Annotated in this window: 18 protein-coding genes and 1 pseudogene; 10 read left to right on the top strand and 9 right to left on the bottom strand. The window is 43.3% G+C overall.

Annotated elements, in window-relative coordinates; translation table 11 throughout:
• Positions 1–224: 224 nt before the first annotated feature.
• Positions 225–1058, bottom strand: a complete 834-nt coding sequence (locus tag O9334_RS09670) for a photosystem II manganese-stabilizing polypeptide (RefSeq protein WP_288000037.1) — start codon at positions 1056–1058, stop codon at positions 225–227.
• A gap of 367 nt (positions 1059–1425) precedes the next feature.
• On the opposite strand from O9334_RS09670, the gene O9334_RS09665 reads away from it, so the two are divergent.
• The 3 genes from O9334_RS09665 to O9334_RS09655 all read left to right on the top strand — a co-directional run bounded on the left by O9334_RS09665 (position 1426) and on the right by O9334_RS09655 (position 3984).
• On the top strand, positions 1426–1770 hold the full coding sequence (locus tag O9334_RS09665) for a hypothetical protein (RefSeq protein WP_045362959.1): 345 nt from the start codon (positions 1426–1428) through the stop codon (positions 1768–1770).
• A gap of 68 nt (positions 1771–1838) precedes the next feature.
• Positions 1839–3266 (top strand): phosphoglucomutase/phosphomannomutase family protein, encoded by a 1428-nt coding sequence (locus tag O9334_RS09660; RefSeq protein ID WP_288000035.1) that lies wholly within the window; start codon positions 1839–1841, stop codon positions 3264–3266.
• 247 nt (positions 3267–3513) lie between these two features.
• Positions 3514–3984: a DUF29 domain-containing protein gene (locus tag O9334_RS09655; protein ID WP_288000033.1), complete on the top strand. Its 471-nt coding sequence runs from the start codon at positions 3514–3516 to the stop codon at positions 3982–3984.
• 616 nt (positions 3985–4600) lie between these two features.
• Here O9334_RS09655 and O9334_RS09650 read toward each other — a convergent pair.
• The gene (locus O9334_RS09650) at positions 4601–5197 is read right to left on the bottom strand and encodes a PEP-CTERM sorting domain-containing protein (RefSeq protein WP_288000032.1); all 597 of its coding nucleotides are present in this window, start codon (positions 5195–5197) and stop codon (positions 4601–4603) included.
• Positions 5198–5726: 529 nt separating this feature from the next.
• On the opposite strand from O9334_RS09650, the gene O9334_RS09645 reads away from it, so the two are divergent.
• Positions 5727–6167, top strand: a complete 441-nt coding sequence (locus tag O9334_RS09645; protein ID WP_079208604.1) for a Fur family transcriptional regulator — start codon at positions 5727–5729, stop codon at positions 6165–6167.
• Between the two features lie 58 nt (positions 6168–6225).
• Entirely contained in the window at positions 6226–7872 is a 1647-nt protein-coding gene (locus tag O9334_RS09640; protein WP_288000031.1) for a DUF3685 domain-containing protein, read from the top strand.
• A gap of 190 nt (positions 7873–8062) precedes the next feature.
• Here O9334_RS09640 and lysS read toward each other — a convergent pair whose 3' ends face one another.
• Together lysS and O9334_RS09630 are read right to left on the bottom strand one after the other, a co-directional pair.
• Positions 8063–9784, bottom strand: coding sequence for a lysine--tRNA ligase (gene lysS / locus O9334_RS09635; RefSeq protein ID WP_288000029.1), 1722 nt, complete (start codon positions 9782–9784; stop codon positions 8063–8065).
• Between the two features lie 106 nt (positions 9785–9890).
• Positions 9891–10460 (bottom strand): TIGR04376 family protein, encoded by a 570-nt coding sequence (locus O9334_RS09630; protein ID WP_045362977.1) that lies wholly within the window; start codon positions 10458–10460, stop codon positions 9891–9893.
• 205 nt (positions 10461–10665) lie between these two features.
• On the opposite strand from O9334_RS09630, the gene O9334_RS09625 reads away from it, so the two are divergent.
• The 4 genes from O9334_RS09625 to O9334_RS09610 all read left to right on the top strand — a co-directional run bounded on the left by O9334_RS09625 (position 10666) and on the right by O9334_RS09610 (position 14346).
• Positions 10666–11580, top strand: coding sequence for an alpha/beta fold hydrolase (locus O9334_RS09625; RefSeq protein ID WP_045362981.1), 915 nt, complete (start codon positions 10666–10668; stop codon positions 11578–11580).
• Between the two features lie 34 nt (positions 11581–11614).
• Positions 11615–12835, top strand: a complete 1221-nt coding sequence (gene ispG, locus O9334_RS09620) for a (E)-4-hydroxy-3-methylbut-2-enyl-diphosphate synthase (RefSeq protein ID WP_045362985.1) — start codon at positions 11615–11617, stop codon at positions 12833–12835.
• Positions 12836–12926: 91 nt separating this feature from the next.
• Complete coding sequence (gene hisC, locus O9334_RS09615) at positions 12927–13973, top strand: histidinol-phosphate transaminase (protein WP_045362987.1); 1047 nt, start codon at positions 12927–12929, stop codon at positions 13971–13973.
• A gap of 100 nt (positions 13974–14073) precedes the next feature.
• Positions 14074–14346: a hypothetical protein gene (locus O9334_RS09610; protein ID WP_045362989.1), complete on the top strand. Its 273-nt coding sequence runs from the start codon at positions 14074–14076 to the stop codon at positions 14344–14346.
• 258 nt (positions 14347–14604) lie between these two features.
• Here O9334_RS09610 and O9334_RS23145 read toward each other — a convergent pair whose 3' ends face one another.
• From O9334_RS23145 to O9334_RS09595, 4 genes are all read right to left on the bottom strand, one after another.
• A complete protein-coding gene (locus tag O9334_RS23145; protein ID WP_376750907.1) occupies positions 14605–14811 on the bottom strand; it encodes a hypothetical protein in 207 nt (68 codons plus the stop codon).
• 25 nt (positions 14812–14836) lie between these two features.
• Positions 14837–15718 carry a tRNA pseudouridine(55) synthase TruB gene (truB, locus tag O9334_RS09605; protein ID WP_045359415.1) on the bottom strand — a complete coding sequence of 294 codons (882 nt, stop codon included), beginning with the start codon at positions 15716–15718 and terminating at the stop codon, positions 14837–14839.
• Positions 15719–15838: 120 nt separating this feature from the next.
• Positions 15839–16885, bottom strand: a complete 1047-nt coding sequence (gene tsaD / locus O9334_RS09600) for a tRNA (adenosine(37)-N6)-threonylcarbamoyltransferase complex transferase subunit TsaD (protein ID WP_045359418.1) — start codon at positions 16883–16885, stop codon at positions 15839–15841.
• Positions 16886–17039: 154 nt separating this feature from the next.
• Positions 17040–18611, bottom strand: a complete 1572-nt coding sequence (locus tag O9334_RS09595) for a hydantoinase B/oxoprolinase family protein (protein WP_288000025.1) — start codon at positions 18609–18611, stop codon at positions 17040–17042.
• 276 nt (positions 18612–18887) lie between these two features.
• Here O9334_RS09595 and O9334_RS09590 point away from each other — a divergent pair, with 276 nt between their 5' ends.
• Positions 18888–19070, top strand: a complete 183-nt coding sequence (locus tag O9334_RS09590; protein ID WP_190381875.1) for a hypothetical protein — start codon at positions 18888–18890, stop codon at positions 19068–19070.
• Here the strand turns inward: O9334_RS09590 and O9334_RS22870 are convergent.
• Positions 19071–19163: pseudogene (locus O9334_RS22870) on the bottom strand (response regulator); the annotation flags it as partial. It abuts the gene before it with no gap.
• Positions 19164–19547 lie beyond the last annotated feature (384 nt).

The following is a 19547-nucleotide window of genomic DNA, read 5'->3' as shown; positions in this document are numbered from 1 at the left end:
AAGTGGGGTTCCGTGCCAATATCGGGACGCTGGGGATGTTCCTCGCCATGGTTGTAACTTTTGGCTTCCGTTTTCTTGTTCGTTTTCTTGGGCATTAGCAACTCTTCCTCCAGGGCGAGGTCAATCTTTATTGTAACCCTTGAATAACCCCAAGAGAGCCAAAAAAAAGCGAACTTCTCTGGGGAGAAATTCGCCTTAATTTCCAGAAATTCTGAATTTATTAATTAGGCACGAGCTTCGAGACGACCGTAGAAAATGCCGCGAATTTTCACTTCTTCAGCATCTTTTGCCCCTAAATCTGTATCAGAAGGCTGCTCACTTTCAAAAACACCAGCAAACTCGCCAGTAGAAGCGTCAACTTTAGTTACCTGTAAAGACATAGTACCTTTACCCAGTTCCGTCGCTTTGACGTTAGCACGCTGGAAATCTTGACTATCAGCACTAGCGGGTAAAGCGACAGCGTTATCATAACCCGTCACCACACCCCGACCTTTGGGATCTAAGAAACCAGCGCCACGATAGGAGGGAACTTTAAAGTCGCCTACAAAATCGGTGGAACTGTTGATAGAGCTAAATCCAGCTTCGGTTTTGCCAGTGAAACCTTTAATGGTAAAGAAGAGGGGAACTCTTTCACCTCCGGGTAATTGTACGGTAATGGGTTGGAAATCGATACCGTCTTCTTCCTTGAGGGTTAAAACACCGTCTTCGCCTACGGTTAAGGTCGCTGTCATCTGTTCTAAACTGGTGGTATCTCTGGTTAAGAGTTTACCTGGGATAAAGGTGGCTGCTTCCCGCTTATTAATGGGTTCACCCTTGACAAAATATTCTTGGGGTTCCAAGCATAAATCTGTCACCACATAACTTTCGCCGCTTTCTAAGGGGAGAGTACCCCGGGTAAACTCGGAAATCTGGGGACATTTGTTAGCTAATCCCGTGTTTAAAATTTCATCATAGGTTAGCTCGTTTCTATTCAGGACGGCACTAGGCGCGTCGCTACAAGCTGTCAACACCCCTAAGCACAAGGCTAAAAAGGCAACTAACAATGCACGAAATCTCATCTATGTCAACCTCTCTTTGTCAATCTTTACAATTACTACCCTTGATCCATAGCCTGATGAATTATCGAATCGGTCGGGCCAATTCATCGAAACTCAGTTTATCAAAGATCAGTGACCATTGAGAAGATGGGGGACAGGGAGAGGAGAGACAGAAGGCAATAGGCAATAGGCAATAGGCAATAGGCAATAGGCAATAGGCAGCTTTGTTCTCCCCACTCCCCACTTCCCCACACCCTACACCCTACACCCTACACCCCACACCCTACACCCTACACCCCACACCCTCTTTCAAGTCAGAAGGCTCTAAGAAACTCATAGCTGATGACTGATATGATCGGTGTGACTGTTTTCAGGTGCAGAAATTTCGATGAATAGCCCATTGCCGGGAGATAATAGCCAATTAGATAGCCAACTAGATTCCCTTGTAACGACGGTGACAGCGATCGCCCAAGAACAGCAGGGAGATTGTAACGGTTTGTTAATGTTGCTGCGAACTTTAGAAAATTTACATCGGCAGATTCGCGAGCAGATGTTCGAGCCATCTTTACCCAATACCCGTCAGGACTTATACGGATTACTCCGGGATATCGAGGAAACTGGGGGATGGCCCTATATAGAACGGATGAAGTTACAAATGTTAATGGAAAAATTATTAGCCAGTGAAGTCGGCGCGCTCGATTCGGCGGCAAAAACCGATGATCGGGAAAAATGAGTTTCCAGAGGTTACGGAGCGGGTTACAGTATTGGGAAAATGGATATTTTAGGGGTAGTTCGTAAATCATGACCACCGTGAACCCGATTAAATTTGGAACCGATGGCTGGCGCGGGATTATCGCCGCCGATTTTACTTTCGAGCGAGTCGCTCTGCTCGCTCCCTTGGCGGCTCAGGTTTTAGCGGATAATTATGGTCAGATCACGGGTTCGCGGACGATTATCGTCGGCTATGATCGGCGGTTTATGGCGGAGGATTTTGCTCAAACTGCGGCGGAATCGCTGCAAAAAGCAGGTTTTGATGTGCTTCTCTCCCAATCCTACGCTCCCACTCCCGCTTTTAGTTGGGCAGCTCGCTCAGAAAATGCTCTCGGTGCGATCGTGTTAACCGCCAGTCATAACCCGGCTAAATATCTCGGTTTGAAGGTTAAAGGTTATTTTGGTGGTTCTGTCTCGCCAGAAATTACCCAACAAATTGAAGCTTTATTGTCTAATCCGCCGCAATTTAACGCCAAGGCGGGTAAATTAAGCACTTTTGAACCGTGGTCAGGTTATTGTCAGGGTTTACGCCAAAAAGTTAATATTGCCGCTATTGCCGAGGCGATCAAATCGGGACAACTAAAAGTTTATTCCGATGTCATGCACGGTGCGGCGGCTACCGGTTTAGAGCGTCTTTTGGGGGTGGGGATCACGGAATTACGCGGCAATCGCGATCCTTTGTTCGGTGGCGGCTCTCCGGAACCTTTACCGAGAAATTTGAGGGAAATCATCGATAAACTGGCTCAGAGCGCAAATTTAGCTCCTTTGCGAGTAGGTTTGGTCTTCGATGGCGATAGCGATCGAGTGGCGGCGATCGATGGTCGGGGGAATTTTTTAAGCACCCAAAATCTCATCCCGATTTTAATCGAGCATTTAGCCGGCAAAAAGGGAATGAGAGGGGAAATTGTGAAAACGGTGAGCGGTTCCGATTTAATCCCCAAATTAGCCAGTTTATACGGTTTATCGGTCTTTGAAACTCCGATCGGTTATAAGTATATCGCCGATCGAATGTTGACCACTCCTGTGTTAATTGGTGGGGAAGAATCGGGAGGTGTCGGTTATGGTACTCACATTCCCGAACGGGATGCTTTATTATCAGCTTTATACGTTTTGGAAGCGGTGGTGGAATCGGGCCAAGATTTAAGCGATCTTTACGCGCAATTACAGGATAAAACTGGGTTTCATTCTCAGTATGATCGTATTGATTTACCCCTAGCTAATATGGAAGCTCGCACTCAGTTAATTACTGCTTTGGATAAGGAACCCTTAAGGGAAATTGCCGGTAAACAAGTGACTGATTGTAATCCTATGGACGGTTATAAGTTCCGTTTAGAAGATGGCAGTTGGTTGTTAATTCGCTTTAGTGGCACAGAACCGGTTTTGCGTCTCTACTGTGAATCTTCAACCCTCGATCGAGTTCAGGAAATTCTCGCCTGGGCAAAATCTTGGGCTACTTAATAGAAAACGGGTTTCTTCAAGAAACCCGTTTTCTGGACTGGTTAAGAGAAAGTTGCTCAAATTCCCAAAGAATGGGGAAATAATATATAGGAAGTAACAATAAAAGAGACTTTTGAGAATGAATTTACCTTAAAACTCCACAGAAATTATCCTCTTTTGAGCTGCCTTTTTCTTTTACTTGGGGATTTTACCTAAATCGGCAAAATAGAGTATAATTAAATCTATATTAACTATTATCGAAGACATCATGATAACTAAATCAGAACTCTATGAACAAGATTTTCAATTATGGCTGATAACAACAATAGGTCAGTTAGAACAAGGAGATTTTCAGGCATTAGATGTATCTCATTTGGTTGAGGAGTTAAAAGAATTGGGTAAATCAGATAAAAATGCCTTGGAAGAAAATTTAATGATTTTGCTGGCTCATTTACTGAAATTAAAAGTACAATCATCTGTCCCTGAAAGCATGAAATCTAGCTGGTATAGCTCCATTGTCGAACACAGGGAACGAGTTATCGCCTTACTAGAAAACACCCCTTCTTTGAAATCTCATGTAGCAATCGCCATCGATAAAACCTATCCTAAAGGTCGCAAAATTGCCATCAAGGAAAGTAAATTGGCTGACTTTGGAATTGCGATTCCTCCAGAGGAAACCTATCCCTTAGACTGCCCTTTTTCCTTAGAACAGATTCTTGACGAAGATTTCTATGGCTGATAATTCATATTTAATCCATCGGCTAAGACGCTTTCAAAATGCTTCTAAAAAGTCTTCAAATCTCAAAAACTGGGAAGCTATACAAGTCACATCTGTCTCCCGATACTAAGCGATTCGACTGACTTTAAATAGAGCTTACAAGCTTTTTTGCCCAACCCTAGTTAATCAGCCTTCAAAAATAAGTAAAAATTATAAACTTAAGATAATCAATTAAAATATTTAAATAATTTGGGCGATTAGTTAAATGTAACAAGGAAGTTACAAGATTTTGATTTTCCCAGAATTTGCCAAAATTTGGCTGTAAATCGGGGTTGCCTACATTTAATAATATGGTATGATCGTGGTATGCTGTGGGATTAGTTTAACCTTTAAGCTTTAAATCAACGGAAAACCAAGACAATCAGGGGACTATATCGATTCTCTTGCCCAAAAAAAGCCGCCAGTGATGAAATTTTTTTATGTTGCAATTTTTGAAGTTTTGTAAAGGCTATTGACTTAAAGCCAGAATTGTGCAACTCTCCCCGCTCCAAACTCCGGCACTCGCAGACAGTCAACAGCTAATCAAGTTGGGAACTAGGAGGAGAGGTCAACTCCTAGTCCCCTGTTTTTTGGAATATCAATTCCGCTTAAGGTACTTCAGTCCAGCGCCTAAGCCTCCTAGTACCAGCAAACTCAGCACAGTTGAGGGTTCGGGAACAGGGGCAGGGGCAGGGGCAGGGGCAGAAAAGTTAGAAATCGTCACACTACCCCGTCCGAAGAAGTTATCCGCAGTGGCAATACGGAAACCGAAACTGTCGCCAGCTAGGACGTTAAACGTCGATGTCCCGCTCTGAGGGCTACCTCCAGAAGGATTGAGTGGGATAGTCCCTACCCCGTTGACGAGGACAACGAAAGGGTCACAGAAACTATTAGGAAGATTGCTACAGGTAAAATCCACCAAAACATCCGCAGTCGAATAGTTCCAATTAAACGTCACCGTCCCAGCCGCAGCCGCAGTGGTGGTGTAGTTTGTGGTTCCAGAACTGTTAGAACCATTGTCCCCCCCAGTCAGGCTAATGGAAGCAGGAGCGCCGCTGGTATCGACGAACCCGTCGGCATTATTATTGGCAAATGTCCAGTTAATGGGATCGTAAGCGTCTTGGAAACCGAACGCTGTTGCGGCACTAGAGCTAGAAGCAGCGGCTAGGGTGAGGCCAACAGTAGTGACAGTCATTGCGGTCTATGACCGCAATGACTCGAATAATTTTGGCGATTTGGTGGCCATGGCCCTAAAAATAAATTAAGTTACGGACCAACTCTACAATCGGTCAAAATATTTTTCAAGAGAATTTGTATAAAAATATCCAATCCTATCTATAGAAATAAGTAAATGGTTGGTTCTCTTATTCTTTGTGTGATCAGTGTAACTTATATAGTAAGCTAAGACGCATTTAAAGCACTTATTCTTAAGATTAGCCGAATCTCCCCCAATCCCTTTACTGTTGCCTCTTGCCTCTTGCCTCTTGCCTCGTCTCAACAAGCAATTTAAATGCTTAACAGCTTAGCGATCGATCTTTGTGTCCTTTGTGTCTGGAGTGGTTCTTTCCACTCATTCGCCCGCAAATCTACTCGAATCTGGCGCTGCTGATTTTTTATCTCAGTTTGAAGATGGGCTGAAAACTGGAGCAATGTGGACATCGATCGAAAGACTAAGCTAAACTGGTAATGACTATGTATTAGGGCGGAGGTCAACGGACGCAACTATGGACAATTTGGAGGTAAAACAAAAACCGATCCGGTGTTTAGAAGATGCGATCGAAAGGTGTCAAACTTTAGGAATGCGGGTTAGTCGTCAGCGTCGCTATATTTTAGAATTGCTGTGGCAAGCGCAGGAACACCTATCAGCGCGAGAAATTTATGATCGTCTCAATCTGCAAGGAAAGAACATCGGTCATACTTCAGTGTACCAAAACCTAGAGGCTCTATCCGGTCAAGGCATTATCGAATCTGTGGAACGCTGGGACGGCAGACTCTACGGCAACATCAGCGATTCCCACAGTCACGTCAATTGTCTGGACAGTCAACAAATCATCGATGTGCATATCGAACTTCCCCCGGAATTAATTAAACAGATCGAGGCATCGACGGGGGTAAAAATTACCGATTATCGCATCGATTTCTATGGCTATAAACAAAACAAATGAGCCAGATAACTGTATAATTGACCCTGTGAATAGTATCCGTTGACAGGCTGCAACTCTTGTGATCGATCGCCCTCTCACCTTAATTATCATCGATAATGACCCGATTTTTCGCTTGGGTCTGGTGCAGGCCCTGTCGCAGATAGAAAATATTAGTATCGTCACCGAAGGGTATTTAGAAACAATTTTCGCTTTGACTCTGAATCCCTCCCCCGAAATTATTATTATCGATCCTCTCTTTGATTGGTCCTACTGTGAAATTCTCCACTCTCGCTATCCCGAAAGTAAAATTGTTTTATTAACCTTTCCTCTCGATTCCCGACAGCAACTAATCGCCAGAGAATTAGGCATCGCTGGTTATATTCCCAAAGGCACAAACCTAGAACAATTTATCACTATTTTAGGGCAAATTTCCCGGGATGAATCCCACGATGTTGCCCCTTCTCCTCTCACCATTGCTACCCGTGCAAGTTTAGCCCCTAGTCATTGGTTAATCACTGCCGGAAGAACGGGATTAAATCGCATCGAAAGTGAATTACATTTAATTGATCTCCATCTCAATCAACAGTCTTTATCTGGCTTTGATCGCTTTTATTGGCAGGGGAGAAAACGAGAACTTTTAGCAGCCCTATGGCTAGTGAGAAAACTAATTCCCCTGGAAGGTAGCTCTTACAATTCAGCTTCAGTCACACCCCCGGTAATAATTAACAATATCGATCGAGAATTACCAATTTTAAGCCGCGAGCGTCCCCTCTGTGTTTCGGCGGTTTTTGAGTCCACTTTAGCAGTCATTCGATCGCCTTTAATTAATAGAACCAAGATCAGTTTTGAAATTGATGTTTTACAGGATAATCGGCAACGGGAATTATTGTATTTAGTTCTCGATGAAATTCGTAAAAATGTCGATGAAATGAGATATTTACAGGTTACTAGCGGCGAATTAACCAGTCGCTTAAATCTGATTATTTACGATATCTGGGAGAAAGTGACCCGTAAATTTTTAGAAATTAATGCCTCGGTTTATGAGGAAATTAGTAAAGGCAGACTTAACGAAATTATTCTGGAAGAAAGAGAGGCAATTCAAACAGAAATCCTCAATAAAATTCCTTTTGCTCTTGACTTATTTTCCTATTTAGTGTACGAAAATAGTCTAACTATTGACGGAGTAGGATACCGGGCTAATGCTCCTGAAACCATCGCCAGAGCCGAAATTCTCCTGCAAAATCTCATTCATAATCTTGCCAATGCAGTGACAGTAATTATTCTCAATAACTTCTCGGAAGCCGAAAGAGTCAAACAAAAACTTTACCGTTCAGAATTTCTCATCGCCAGAAAATTAGCTAAAATCCGCAATGAATTATCTTGGAAATACCGACGGCAACAATACTGGCAAGAACCCAAAGATATCTTTGAAAGTCAATATCAATTATTTCACTATAGCGAGGGACAAATCAAATCTCTGGCCATTTATTCCCCCCGACAGGAAGAATTAAACAGTTTAACAGGCATACCCTGGTTAGTTTCGATCGCCTTAGAATTAAGAGACTCTTTATCCCCTCGTTTGCGCGCTTTTTTTCGGGTGGTGGGTAAGGGAGTAGTCTATATCCTTATCCAAGTTATCGGTAGGGGTATTGGGTTAGTAATTCGCGGGGTTTTACAGGGAGTCGGTAACACTTGGCAGGAAGTCAAAGGTAAAAAGGGATCATGAATTATAACTGATAACTGATAAGTAAGTAGTTATAATTAAATTGAAGATGGATTTTGCCTCTGATCCCCACTGCCCCTAGGGTTGATTCATAGTAGGGTTGATTCATGAATCAACCCTACCCTGCCCCTTGATAAGGGGGGTGTCTGACAACTTTTAACACCTATCTACTTAACTGAAGTGACCCTAACTTTTACAATTCCTTGTCAAAACTGTATTTATCGCGAATTTGTCCGACAAAAAACTGTCCTTTCGATGGTGCAGACTGAAAATCTTTATATACTGCCAAAGGTAGATCATGATAAAGATAGATACCACCGTGATTAAATTCCACTTTCAGAATTTTTTTTTCCTCATCGTAGTCAAAAGATTTAATCGCTGTACTTTGACTTTTTAATAAGGGGAAAGCAATCACATCGCGAATACTGGCAGAATCAGTTAATAACATGATCAGGCGATCGATGCCAATTCCTAAGCCTCCCGTGGGGGGCATTCCGTATTCTAAAGCGGTTAAAAAGTCCTCATCAACTCCCTGCGCTTCCAAATCTCCAGCCGCTTTTTTGAGTGCCTGTGCTTCTAATCTTTGCCGTTGATCGATGGGATCGGTTAACTCAGAAAAACTATTAGCTAATTCCCGTCCAACCACATATAATTCAAATCTTTCTACGAGGTCAGTTTTTGAGCGATGAGGTTTAGCTAAAGGCGAAATTTCCACGGGAAAATCTAGCACAAAAGTGGGCTGTATTAGGGTTTCTTCGACTTTTTGTTCAAAAGCTTCATTTAGGAGCTTACCGATGGTTTTACAGTCCTCTGGAACGCCAATGCCGGCATTTTCTGCGGCAATACGAGCCGACTCGAAATCCTCAAAACTATTCAAGTCAACCCCGGTTATTTCTTGGACTAATTCGTGCATGGTCACTCGTCGCCAAGGAGGAGTTAGGTCAATTTCCCTGTCTTGATAGGTGATTTTCAGCGTACCTAAAACATCTTGTGCGGCATTAACAATAATGTTTTCGGTTAACTCCATCATGTCATAATAATCGGCATAGGCCTGATAGATTTCGATGGAAGTAAACTCGGGGTTGTGTTTAGTAGAAACCCCTTCATTGCGAAAAATTCTGCCTAACTCGAAGACTTTTTCAAAACCACCCACTATTAATCTTTTTAGATGTAACTCGGTGGCAATGCGGAGATATAACTCCATCTCCAGCGTATTATGATAGGTGATAAACGGTCTAGCATCGGCTCCTCCCGCTTCACTTTGTAGCACGGGAGTTTCAATTTCAATAAAACCTTCTTGGTCTAAATATCTGCGAATGGCAGCGGTAATTTGGGCGCGACGGCGAAAAGTTTGTCGCACTTCGGGATTAACAATTAAATCCACATATCTTTGTCGATAACGTTTTTCTACATCGGTTAAACCGTGCCATTTATCCGGGAGAGGTAAGAGGGATTTGGTGAGAATTTCGTACTCGTTTACATAGATAGATAATTCCCCGCGTTCTGTGCGTTTAATTGTGCCTTTTGCTCCTAAAATATCCCCCGTATCGGTTAGTTTAATCACCGTGTTAAAGGCATTCGGCACAGCGGCCATGGTTTCACTAATGCGTTTTTTATCGAGGTATAATTGAATCGTTCCCGTTTCATCTTGCAGGTTAAAAAAGGCTAGTTTACCCATAATTCTTCGGGCAATAATCCGACCAGCAATGGCTACTTCTGTGCTAATTTCTTCTCCCGGTGCTAAGTCAGCGTACTGCTCTTGTAATTGTTGAGCGTGAGCGGTAGATTTCCACTGGTAAGCGTAGGGATTTAAGCCAGCTTTTTGCAATCCTGCCACTTTTTCTAAACGAGCGGCCCGGATTTCTTCGAGGGTAGAGGAGGGGTGATTTTCAGGATTTTGTGCTTGAGATGCCATCGTTTTCTAAGAGGAACAATTCTGGGAAATTTTTAGTTGTTGGGGATTTCAGTTATCAGATGTGAGTTATCAGTTTACTGTTTACTGTTCACTGCTCACTGAAAAATTATCGTCCCATTTCTCGCTTTAATTTTTTCAATTCTTCTTCCATTTCCCATTCTTTAAATTTTAGATCGAGATTATCGTAGTTCGAGCGCTGATAGTCCGATTCTTGGGGTTGATCCCAAAAAGTGGTTTCCCAGTCACGCGACTGATTTTTAGGGGCTTTTTCGGCTTTAATTTGCACTTCTTGACGACGTTGTTGGATCTGTTGCAGTAACTCTTGGGATTGAGTCAGACGTTTTTTCACCCCTTCCATCCGTCCCCAAAGTTGATTACCCTCACGGAAGAGGGCTGCCTCGCGTTCACTAGCAGCCTTCAGCAAGTCCTGCCGTCCAGCGGCCTTAGCCTTATCAATTCTAGCGTGCCAAGTTTGGATATCTTGGGCAGTGGCCAAAATTTGCTGTTCGAGACGTTGACGCTCATTTTCTAGGGCGCTAATCAGTTTAGCAGTATCGCGCTCCTGTTCGCGCAGTTGTTCCACCAGCGCCTGTAATTCTAATTGGGGATGACTTCTGAGAAATTCTTCCAGTTGGGTTTCAAGAAAGCGACTGACATCATCAAATAGATTGCCCATCTGTGCAATATCCTAAATTTGCCATTAAAGTTTAGGAGCGATTTTAATCCCCCTCTTTTTAGCATAGGCTAGATCAACCCTAGATTTAAATATATGTGGGAAAAGTAGTACAAAGATGTTATTCGGCTGCGGGTTAGGGACGGGGAAACCAGTATAATAAAACTAGAGTGATATTTCCTGAAACCCTCTTAATTGTTTGACTTAAGTGACAACTTCACCAGCTTGGACAGAACGCATCGGTTATCAACGGGATTGGGTGTGGCGCGGTTGGCAAATTCGTTATAGTTTTATGCCGGCAAAAAACCCCCAAGATGCCGATAATCCCCCTTTAATTTTACTGCACGGATTTGGAGCGGCGATCGAACATTGGCGCCATAATATTCCTATTCTCAGCCAAAATCATCGAGTTTACGCGGTAGATTTATTAGGTTTTGGTGGTTCGCGCAAAGTGCAGGTTCCCTATACCGTTAATCTCTGGGTGGAACAGATACACGATTTCTGGCAAACTTTTATCAATAGACCGGTGGTATTAGTGGGAAATTCGATCGGTTCTTTAGTTAGTATGGCCCTAGGGGGTAAATACCCAGAAATGGTAGCCGGATTAGTTATGCTCAGTTTACCCGATGTCAGCCGTCGGCGGGAAATGATCGCCGATTGGTTATTAAATATCGTCACTCCCATCGAAAACTTTTTCACTTCTCCTTGGCTATTAAAACCGATTTTTTACTATCTGCGTCGTCCGCAAGTCTTGAAAAAATGGACAGGAATCGCCTACGAAGACAAGAAAGCAGTCAGCGAGGAATTAGTACAAATTATCGCCGCCCCAACCCTAGATGAGGGGGCAGCCGAGGCCTTTATTTCCCTAGCACAAGCTGTCAATCATCCCGAATATTGTCCACCAGCAAAGTTAATTTTACCACGCTTACAAATCCCGATTTTATTATGTTGGGGCAAGCAAGATCGCATGGTTCCCGTCCAGTTAGCTCCAGGTTTTGTCTCCCTTAATCCTAGGATTAAATATGTAGAATTTGAACGGGCCGGTCATTGTTTACAGGATGAATGTCCTGACCGTTTTAACCCAATTTTATTAGAGTGGCTAGAATCTGTTCCTGTTCTTTGAGAGAATAGGGAGAGTGATTGTTGGTGATAGTCCTATGCAAACCTTGGAATCGACGCTCAACCCTCCCGCAACTGCCTCCGAATTCGACACCACGATTCACCGACGCAAAACCCGTCCCGTCCAGGTAGGTAGCGTTACCATCGGTGGTGGTTATCCCGTGGTCGTGCAGTCGATGATTAACGAGGATACCCTTGATATAGATGGTTCCGTGGCCGGTATCCGTCGCCTCCATGAAATCGGTTGTGAAATTGTCCGCGTCACCGTGCCGAGTCTAGCCCACGCGGCCGCTTTGGCTAAAATTAGGGAAAAACTGCTCGCCACCTATCAACCTGTGCCTTTAGTAGCCGATGTGCATCACAACGGCATGAAAATCGCCCTAGAAGTGGCCAAGCACGTCGATAAAGTGCGGATTAACCCCGGTTTGTACGTTTTCGAGAAACCGAAAGCCGACCGCAGCGAGTATAGTCAAGCAGAATTTGATGAAATTGGCGAAAAAATAGCCGAAACCCTGAAACCTTTAGTGATTTCCCTGCGAGATCAAGACAAAGCGATGCGAATCGGCGTTAACCACGGTTCTCTGGCCGAAAGAATGCTCTTTACCTACGGCGACACCCCCGAAGGAATGGTACAGTCGGCTTTAGAATTTATCCGCATCTGCGAATCCCTCGATTTTCGCAATCTGGTCATTTCCCTGAAAGCTTCCCGCGTGCCGGTGATGGTGGCCGCCTATCGTCTCATGGTTAAGCGCATGGACGAGTTAGGGATGGATTATCCCCTACATTTGGGGGTTACTGAGGCAGGAGATGGGGAATACGGACGAATTAAATCCACTGCCGGGATTGCCACTCTCTTAGCGGACGGTATCGGTGATACAATTCGCGTTTCTCTGACGGAAGCTCCCGAAAAGGAAATTCCCGTCTGTTACAGTATTCTCCAGGCCCTAGGACTGCGGAAAACCATGGTCGAATACGTTGCCTGTCCTTCCTGTGGTCGCACTCTTTTTAATTTAGAAGATGTCCTCCAGCAAGTGCGCGCAGCGACTAAACACCTGACTGGACTCGATATCGCCGTTATGGGTTGTATTGTCAATGGACCTGGAGAAATGGCCGACGCAGACTATGGTTATGTGGGCAAACAGGCCGGTTATATTGCCCTTTATCGCGGTCGCGAGGAAATTAAACGCGTCCCCGAAAGTGAAGGTGTCACCGAGTTGATTAATTTAATTAAAGCCGATGGCCGTTGGGTAGAACCTTAATTAGTTTTACCGGTAGGGGTTGATATCTGTTCAACCCCTGATAATCAGCTATAATAAAAAGCTTGCTAGAAATTGCCGCTCCAGAGAGTTCATGCTACCCACACGCGATTGTGTTCGTCAAACCCCCGCTTACACTCCGGGAGAACAGCCCCAAAGCGCGGGATTTACCAAACTTAACACCAATGAGAATCCCTATCCCCCACCGGCGGAAATTTTTGCCCACCTGCAAGAGCAATTAGAGAAAGTCCGACTCTATCCCGATCCTATCTCCAAAGAGTTACGGCAAACGGCGGCGGAATTATACGGCATAACAGCCGATCGCATTATCGCGGGTAATGGGTCTGATGATATCCTTAATATCGCCCTGCGTACCTTTGTTAACCCCTGCGAAAGCGTTGCTTTTTTGGATTTAACCTATTCCCTTTACGAGACAATTGCCCGGGTACACGGGGCAAATATTATCGAATTTCCCACTAATGATCAATTTGAATTAGCAGGACCGATTATTTGTCCGGAAGCGAAATTAATTTTTCTCGCTTCTCCTAATCCTCCCCTCGGTAAACATCTTGATCGCGACTATTTAGAAGCAACCTGTGCTAATGCGTCGGGAGTGGTATTAATTGATGAAGCTTATGTGGATTTTAGTGATGACAATCATCTTGATTTTCTCTCCCGTTACGATAATGTCATCATTAGTCGCACCATGTCGAAAAGTTATAGTTTAGCGGGGTTAAGAGTCGGTTTCGGTTTTGCTTCCAGGGCAATTATCGAACAGATGGATAAGGTGCGTGATTCCTATAATTTAGATCGCATCGCTCAAACTTTAGCCACAGCAGCTTTAAAACACCATAATTATTTTGAGGAAGTTTGGCAAAAAGTCCGTCAAACCCGCAGCCGTTTAATTACTTCTTTGCGCGAGTTGGGATTTATTGTCTTTGACTCGGAAGCTAATTTTATCCTCGCTTCTCCCCCCCAGATTAGTGCCAGTGAGTTATATACTCAACTCAAAGAGCGTCAGATATTAGTGCGATATTTTAAACATCCTCGCATTCAGAATTATGTACGGATTTCTATCGGCACTGATGAGGAGATTGATCGCCTTTTATCTGCTATTCAAGAGATTATGGGAACAAATTAATCTCTATTTCCGTCAAGATTTTATTAACACTTTAACCCCTAATAACTTCTCAAAAAAAGGCTAGATTGATCGGAACAAAGCAGCGACAAACAAGGGTCTAATGGCCTGTCGTTTCTCCCGATTACTAGCCTTGGCTATCAAGATTATTAGTCCCACAAAAGGATTAAATACTAGCGCACAAATTTTTGAACTTATGCAATTTTATCCCCAAGGAATCACAGTTCAAGAATTGAGCCAACGCTTAAATCGTCCCGTTTCTATGCTCAATCTTTGTCTAAAATCTTTGGTCGCTTCTAAAAAAATCGTGGGCAAAAAAAATCATAATCAGTGGGTTTATACTAGACCTCTTGTAAAAATCAAAAATTGTTGTTAGGGTTAGGCTTCGGCCGTGAGATCAGCGTTCGACTGAGCTCACGCCGAAGTCCGAACGGAGTCAGGAGTCAGTAGTCAGTAGTCAGGAGAATTAAGAATGAATCATAATCAATTAAATGGTCTCTTTACAGATTTTATGCCATTTAATCCTTATTTTTGCCGTTTTTGAACCATGAAAAATTAATTATGCAAGAGGCCTACTGTTGATAAAAAAGCTTAGTTTGTCCAGATAAGCATACTTAGGGTCTGCTGAATAAATCTAAAAACCTTGTTGGATAAGACTTTTGGACTTTTTTCCCTCAAAAAGTGCCAGCCATTGCGGGGATCGGGGGGAAAATTCCGGGACTTTTTCCCTGAAAATTAGGTAGTTGACCACCTGAAAATCGATAAAACCCCACACCCCACACCCCACACCCCACACCCTGCCACCACCGAAAAGCTTTTTGCCGCAAACCCTACTTAAGATATAGAAAAAGTGTTTATTATTAACCCTATTGCTGAATAACTATTTTAGGCTGTAGGTAGTATTCATCTTCTCGGACAACTATCTCACCAATGCCGAGAAATTGAGCCTCTAAAGACTCCACAGCAACCAGAGAACCGATCATAACATTTGTATCGGTTAGATTAATTTTTCTGCCGTGAAACCAATCGATAACTCTCTCTGGTGTCAAAGAAATCCAGTCTAGATGCGCCAAGGCAATGCGAGGCGAAATTAAACCCTCAGAATTAGCCATTAAAGCTTCCAGATTAATACTATCAGCTAATTGAAAACCACAGCTTTCCGTGCGAGTTAAACTGGCTAAAGTGCCACCCACAGCTAACACCTTGCCCAAATCTCTGGCCAGGGAACGAATATAAGTCCCCGATCCACAGTGAATATCTAGCTCTATTTGCGGAAATTCGCCCTCTAACCAGCCTAAAACCGTAATTTGGTCAATTTTGACCTGACGAGGCTCCACTGCGATTATTTCCCCTTTGCGAGCCAATTCGTAGAGACGGCGACCATCCTGGTGAATAGCACTATACATTGGCGGAATCTGGGCAATATTGCCAATAAATTCCGCTAAATGGGGCTTAACTGCCTCTAAAGTTAAATCGGCACAGGGACAAGTAGCGATCGCTTTTCCCGTAATATCATCGGTATCGGTGCTGAGTCCTAACTGGATTTTTGCCCGATAAGCCTTATTTTCGGGTAAATAGGGCAGTAATCGGGTGGCGGACCCGACGGCGATCGGTAAAACTCCCGTAGCCATAGGATCTAAAGTTCCCCCATGACCGACTCGTTTAGTCTTAAGAATTTTTCGGACTTTGGCCACACAATCGTGAGAAGTCCAATCGGGGGGTTTATTGAGATTTAAAAAGCCAAACATTTTAAGTAGTCGTGCAAAATTAATTTCCTAGTCGAGACGGTCGTCAGGAGACTCCGAGACAGGAGACGGGGAGAATAGATAAAAGCAATCTCCTCAATTCTGAATACTGACGGCTGATAGCTAAAAATCTGACGTATTATATAATTGCATAACTTCGCTTAAAGGTAAACGGGAACGAACACCGAGGGAAAGGTCAGAAAAATGACCAAGATCATAATGATCAACAGCAGCGCGAGCAATCATAGCGGCGTTATCGGTACAAAGTTTAAGCGGCGGAAAATAGACGGTTAAATGATGATTTTTGGCGGCAGTTTCCAGATGATTTCTTAAGGCACTATTGGCCGCCACTCCTCCCCCGATCGCAATAGTGTTTAAGCCATAATCTAAGGCACAATTGATTGTCCGACGGGTTAAACTTCTGGCTACTGTATCTTGAAAACTGGCGGCTATATCAGCTACAGGTAAATTATCTGGCTCGAATTTCTCTACTAAGCGCAAAACAGCAGTTTTTAAACCGCTAAAACTGGAATCGTAGGCATGAAAACCGCCGGTTGGTAAAGATATTTTACCTTCAGGTAAGGGAAAAGCTTGGGGATTACCATCTTTAGCCATGCGATCAATTATCGGACCACCCGGATAACTTAAGTTTAATAATCGTGCCACTTTATCAAAAGCTTCTCCGGCTGCATCATCTCTAGTGGTTCCTAATTGTTGATATTTACCGCAGGCCTGCACATGGATTAAACTGGTATGACCCCCAGAGACTAAAAGAGATAAAAAAGGGGGTTTAAGATCGGGTTCAGCGAGATAGGAAGCATAGATATGACCTTCGAGATGATGAATGCCGATAAAGGGTTTATCGTGGACAATAGCCAGGGTTTTGGCCGCCGTCATTCCCACCATTAAAGCACCTACTAAACCGGGGGCAACTGTGGCGGCTATTCCATCAATTTCTGACCAATTTAACCCCGTTTCTTGCCAAGCTTTTTCTAGACAAAAATTAATGGTTTCTAGGTGTTGTCGCGAGGCTATTTCTGGCACGACACCGCCATAGAGACGATGGAGATCAATTTGAGAAGAAACCACACTACTCAACACCAGGTTATTGTTAACAATAGCCACAGCCGTTTCATCGCAACTGGTTTCGATCGCTAAGATAATTGTCATGAATTAATCAGTAATAGGACAAAATTAACTTTTTGGTTAGGATAGGCAATAGGCAATAGGCAATAGGCAATAGGCAGTAGGCAATAGGTAAAAGGCAATCGGTAGTTAGATATGTGTAATTAATTTTGCTTAGGTACTTAATTAAAGTTATCGTTCAGCAATTTCCATAGCCACCACCGCCGGGGGTTTCAATAATAAAAATATCACCAGGGTTCATTTCTACAGTCGCAGTACCGGGCAATTCTTCGATAGTTCCATCGTTTCTTTCCACGGCATTACGTCCTATTTTACCAGCTTTTCCTCCCGCCAGTCCAAAGGGGGGAATCAGGCGATTCCCCGACAGAATATTGGCGGTCATAGCCTCTTGAAATTTAATTCTTCTAATCACACCATCACCTCCAGAATATTGTCCCTTACCGCCACTATCGTGGCGAATGCTAAAACTTTCTACTAACACAGGATAGCGCATTTCTAATACTTCTGGATCGGTGAGACGGGAATTAGTCATCTGGGTTTGCACGGCAGCGGTTCCCGCAAAATTTGCCCCCGCACCAGAACCGCCACAAATAGTCTCATAATATTGATATTCTTGATTGCCAAAAGTGAAATTATTCATCGTCCCTTGGCTGGCTGCTTGAATGCCTAAAGCACCGTATAAAGCATTAACTATTGCCTGGGAAGTTTCTACATTTCCTGCTACTACGGCCGCCGGATAAACGGGATTAAGAAAACAGCCAGATGGGATAATTAAATGGAGGGGTTTGAAACAGCCAGCATTTAAAGAGATTGCCTCCTCCACAAGGGTACGAAAAACGTATAAAACCGCCGCTCTTGTCACTGCTAGGGGTGCATTAAAATTATTATTTAACTGGTCAGATGTGCCAGTAAAATCGATGGTTGCTTGACAATTATCAATATCTATGCTAATTCTGACCTTGATGACAGCACCGTTATCCAGATAATAGGTAAATTCACCATCTTTTAAGACAGATATAGCTTTTCTAACCGCTAATTCCGCATTATCTTGAACGAACTGTTGATAGGCTTTAACCATAGCTAATCCGTAGCGATTAACCATATTATGTAATTCTCTTTCCCCCTTGGCATTAGCGGCTATTTGTGCTTGAAAATCGGCAATATTTTGGGCGATATTGCGCGCAGGAAAAGGACTATTACTTAAGTGATTAATTAATTCTTGTTCCCGAAACTTGCCCGCCGCTACCAGCAAAAAGTTATCGAATAAAATTCCTTCTTCGCTAATATGGACAGAATGGGGAGGCATAGAACCGGGGGTAATTCCACCGATATCAGCTTGATGTCCCCGGGAGGCAAGATAAAATAATATTTCCTGATTTTGGTGGTCAAAAATAGGACTAATTACTGTGACATCTGGCAGGTGAGTACCGCCATTATAAGGATTATTGGCTAGATAAACGTTCCCCGGAAGAATCGTCTCGCCTTTATCCTGAATTAAGCTTTTGACACTATCGGACATAGAGCCTAAATGGACGGGAATATGAGGAGCATTAGCGATTAAATTTCCCATCTCATCAAAGATAGCACAGGAGAAGTCTAGGCGCTCTTTAATATTGACACTTGCCGCCGTATTTTGCAGAGTAATCCCCATTTCTTCGGCAATAAATTGATAGAGATTTTTAAAGATTTCTAGATAAATAGGATCGGCAACGGTAGTTATTTCTGTGCGGTGAGAATTGAGAGGGTACATAGGAAAGTCAGTTATCAGTGATCAGTGATTAGTTATTAGTATATCCCCTGCAAAAGCAGGTTATCGAGCCGCTATCTGGCTAAAATATCGAAAATATTAGATAAATTTGACATAATTTTAGGTTTTATGGATTTTATAGTTGTATATTGTCTTTTTTCTCTTCCTGTCTCGTAGTTTCCTGTCTCTTCACCTAACGGAAAATTTTTGATTTTTGCGGGAAAGCTACTGATACGGGCTGACTGATATATAATCGCAGTCAGTACCAGAGGGTGAATTATGGATAAAACCAGCTTGATCGATAAAGTGAAACAAATGGCTAATAAACGCGATTATTTACTGCAATTGCGCGATCAACCCGACATTGGGGGTTTGAGATTGGATGTCAATCAAGCTCTTGAGGAGTTGGATGAGTTACTCGATGAGTTTCAAGCAACTTTTCCTGAAGAAAAACTTAGTTAACTATCCGACTCGACTGAATTGAGGTTTGTCCGATTGTGCTAATTTTCCCAAGTCATCGATCGCTTTGATCAGATCTTGGGAAGATATATCTTTAGTATCGGCTCGATTTTTTTCTAAAAACCCTTGACAAATGGCGAGACGGGTGCATCTCACATTTGCCGAAATACCGACAATCAGCAATTATCAGTGAATCTTAAATCATTACAGATATATCAGCAGCTGCCTGTAAGCATCCCACCGAAAAACTAATGCGCTCCGGGGTTTGGGGGCGGCACTTCGACACATTTCGACATATTTCGACACATTTCGACACATTTCGACACATTTCGACACATTTCGACAGGCTCAATGTCAAGGCTCAATGTCAAGGCTCAATGTCAAGGCTCAATGTCAAGGCTCAATGTCAAGGCTCAATGTCAAGGCTCAATGTCAAGGCTCAATGTCAAGGCTCAATGTCAAGGCTCAATGTCAAGGCTC

Origin of the sequence: Microcystis sp. LE19-8.1F (genome assembly GCF_027531715.1) — a bacterium.
Classification (GTDB): domain Bacteria; phylum Cyanobacteriota; class Cyanobacteriia; order Cyanobacteriales; family Microcystaceae; genus Microcystis; species Microcystis wesenbergii_A.
The sequence above is the reverse complement of the archived record's forward strand: the minus strand, read 5'-3'. Positions and strand labels throughout refer to the sequence as shown.